The sequence below is a fragment of the Wolbachia endosymbiont of Drosophila bocki genome, assembly GCF_028982005.1.
GTDB lineage: Bacteria > Pseudomonadota > Alphaproteobacteria > Rickettsiales > Anaplasmataceae > Wolbachia > Wolbachia pipientis.
Map to the genome: position 1 here is coordinate 1 of NZ_JAPQLG010000031.1, position 1,926 is coordinate 1,926.

Genomic DNA, 1,926 nt, shown 5'->3' on the forward strand with positions numbered 1-1,926 from the left:
GCTTGCAAATGATTGTCCTTTCCTTCATTTCTCTCCTATTACGAAGATTTTAAACAGGTTCTAAGAAAATAGAAAGATTATGTAAAGAAAAACATATATTATATAATAAAAAAGAAGAATTATATAAAAGACAAGAAGAACTTTATGTAGAATTAGATGAGCTACAATGTAGATTTAAAGAAATTAATCAGAAAAATAAAAACTTATCTCAAGAATTAAAAAAGAAATTTGAAGAGTTAGATGAAGCAAATGGTTTAATTGAAAATCAGTCTTTTGAGTTAGACGAGGTAAGAAAAGATTGTAATAATGAAGTAAAAAGTTTAAGAAATTCACTTTTAGAGCGAGATAGTCAAATAGAACAACTTGAAGAAGGTTTTTTGAAAGAGAAGAAAGAACAAGTAAATTTTATGCAACTGTTGATAAACTGTATAACAGACCAAATAGAAGGACTAACAGGAGATAATGATGAAAAAGCAATATTAAACACGACTCAAATATTAAAGCTTGCGTTACAAAAAGAAATTGCACGACTTTTGCCAGACGAAACGCCTGCTTCTTCGCTGGAAGATCTTATATATGTATCATTGCCAGACGAAACATCTGTTCCTTTACATACAAGAGATCCTGGATATGAGTCTGAGGAAGATTCTGGATATAGCAGTCGTTTATCCACTCCGACCAAACCTTTATCTCTATTAAATGAATACAGTCAATCCAATCAGAGTGCAAGAACTTGAAAATACAACAATTAGTCTTATTATAAAATAAATCATGCAAGGAAGTATACAATGAACCCAATAATATGCGCACTGGATACACAAGACTTAAATAAGGCTATTTCTCTAGCTAATACTCTGCGTGGTAAAGTTGGTATGGTAAAACTTGGGTTAGAATTTTTTGCTGCTCATGGTCTCTCTGGAGTGCAAGAAGTTGCAAAATGCAATGTACCAATTTTTTTAGATCTGAAATTGCATGACATTCCAAACACTGTAACTAAAACAGTTGAAGTAATAAAAGTTCTGAACGTTGAAATGTTAACTCTGCACATCAGCGGTGGAACAAAAATGCTTGAAGAAGCGCTAAGTGTAGTGCAAGGCACAAAAATAAAGCTGATTGGAGTGACAGTGCTAACTAGTATGAGCAATGAGGATTTAAATGAGCTTGGAGTAGCAAGAGAGGCAAAATCACAGGTAATTTTGCTTGCAAAGCTTGCAAAAAAGATTGGACTCCATGGAGTAGTCTGTTCTGCACTAGAAGCTCAAGAAGTGCGCCGAGAATGCGGTGAAGACTTTAAAATTATTACTCCAGGAATTCGTATAGATCCAGGTCATGACGACCAAAAAAGAACAGCAACACCAAAAGAAGCAATAAATTCAGGAGCTGATTATATCGTCATTGGCAGACCCATTACAAAAACTACAAGTAGTGCGGAGCTAATATTGAAATCCATGAAAGAATTTTAATATAATAACTTAATTTATAAAAATACTAACATATTAATTAGGAATAAGCATGAGTAATATCAATAGAATAATACGCGAAGTAATCAAGGAATTCCGCTCAAAATTACCAGATAAGGAAATAGAGGAATATTCTGGCAAATTGAATAAGCTACATATCTACCAGTGCAATAAGCATATAATAGAAAATAAGAAGCTATATCATTATACAATAAATGGGAAAACCCATGCTATGGGTCAGCATGGGCATAATTTTGTCAAGAGTTTAGAAGTTATCTTGAGGAATAAGCCACAAATTTCCTTAGAAGAGGTAATTGATTTTATGGAAAAAATAATTAATTTTGGTATTGATAGTTGTTATGGAGCATTTGAGATGATATTTGAATCTCGCTCTGGTGTTAGAACCTGTTAAGGATCTCGAAAATATGAGGTAGAATAAGCATAGTTAAGAAAGAGGCATATCTAT

3 protein-coding genes are annotated in these 1,926 nt (G+C 32.7%); all 3 read left to right on the forward strand.

Annotation, left to right across the window (positions count from 1 at the left end; all coding sequences use genetic code 11):
• Positions 1-377 precede the first annotated feature (377 nt).
• The 3 genes from OZD61_RS00555 to OZD61_RS00565 are packed head-to-tail and all read left to right on the forward strand — an operon-like array spanning position 378 to position 1,872.
• Positions 378-737: a hypothetical protein gene (locus OZD61_RS00555; RefSeq protein ID WP_274979454.1), complete on the forward strand. Its 360-nt coding sequence runs from the start codon at positions 378-380 to the stop codon at positions 735-737.
• 51 nt (positions 738-788) lie between these two features.
• Positions 789-1,463 carry an orotidine-5'-phosphate decarboxylase gene (pyrF, locus tag OZD61_RS00560; protein ID WP_274979455.1) on the forward strand — a complete coding sequence of 225 codons (675 nt, stop codon included), beginning with the start codon at positions 789-791 and terminating at the stop codon, positions 1,461-1,463.
• 49 nt (positions 1,464-1,512) lie between these two features.
• Positions 1,513-1,872, forward strand: a complete 360-nt coding sequence (locus OZD61_RS00565; RefSeq protein ID WP_274979456.1) for a hypothetical protein — start codon at positions 1,513-1,515, stop codon at positions 1,870-1,872.
• The last annotated feature ends 54 nt before the right edge of the window (positions 1,873-1,926 follow it).